The organism is Pelagivirga sediminicola (genome assembly GCF_003072125.1).
In the GTDB taxonomy this organism is placed as follows: domain Bacteria; phylum Pseudomonadota; class Alphaproteobacteria; order Rhodobacterales; family Rhodobacteraceae; genus Roseovarius; species Roseovarius sediminicola.
The window spans coordinates 1-816 of the sequence record NZ_QCYH01000069.1 but is presented as its reverse complement, the minus strand read 5'-3'; the positions used below and the strand labels follow the sequence as shown (position 1 = coordinate 816).

The following is an 816-nucleotide window of genomic DNA, read 5'->3' as shown; positions in this document are numbered from 1 at the left end:
GGTGTTGTCACGGTAACTTGTGGGGAGCACGAAATTCTGCTCGGAGTTCTATCAAGCGGTTTTTGCCGCGGCTTGCCACGCATTGAATGCTTCCAATCGGTGGTAACGGATGGCGAGGGCGTTGCGGCGGCGGGCTGGGACGGCGAAGGTATTGCGGGTTGCAGAATGCAAGAAGACGAAGTGCTGTAATCCACCCGGCGATCGGAAACCCTGCATCGTTCTCTCACGCTTTCGAAACGGTAGGTGGCTGTTTTCTGCTCGATTATTGAGGCCTTTGTGCGACCAGTGATCTAGACCCGGCGCGACCTTGCGTTTCGCGGCGCCGTAGGAGCGCAGTTTGTCCGTAATGATCCTTTTGGGCACGAAGCCCCAGCGTTTCATCAGCTTGATCAAAAGCCGCTTTGCCGCACGCGTATCTCGCCTAGTCTGAAGAATTTCCTCAAGAACAACACCCTGTTGGTCGACTGCCCGCCATAACCAGAAAGGCCGGCCAGCGATCTTCACAACGACCTCGTCCAGATGCCAGACATCGCCGGGACGCGCCTGCCGATGACGCAAGTTGCGCGCGATCAGCGACCCGAACTTGCGGGTCCAGCGTCGGACTGTCTCGTAAGAAACGTCGATGCCGCGTTCAAGCAGCATTTCCTCGACCTCGCGCAGGCTGAGATTGAAGCGGACGTACAGCCAGACTGCATGAGCGATGATCTCGGGCGGGAAGCGGTGGCGTTTGTAGCTGATCGAAGGCTGGGTCATGCATTTCGATTACGCTGATGCCGACACAACGACAACCGTCGGCAAGTTTACGTGACAACACCC

1 protein-coding gene is annotated in these 816 nt (G+C 57.4%); it reads right to left on the bottom strand.

Annotation, left to right across the window (positions count from 1 at the left end):
- Positions 1-51: 51 nt before the first annotated feature.
- Positions 52-753 (bottom strand): IS6 family transposase, encoded by a 702-nt coding sequence (locus DC366_RS19495; RefSeq protein ID WP_108693790.1) that lies wholly within the window; start codon positions 751-753, stop codon positions 52-54.
- Positions 754-816 lie beyond the last annotated feature (63 nt).

Bases quoted from the DNA above. Each gene is read 5' to 3' on its own strand.
- DC366_RS19495 (WP_108693790.1), bottom strand. From the start codon at position 753: ATGACCCAGCCTTCGATCAGCTACAAACGCCACCGCTTCCCGCCCGAG.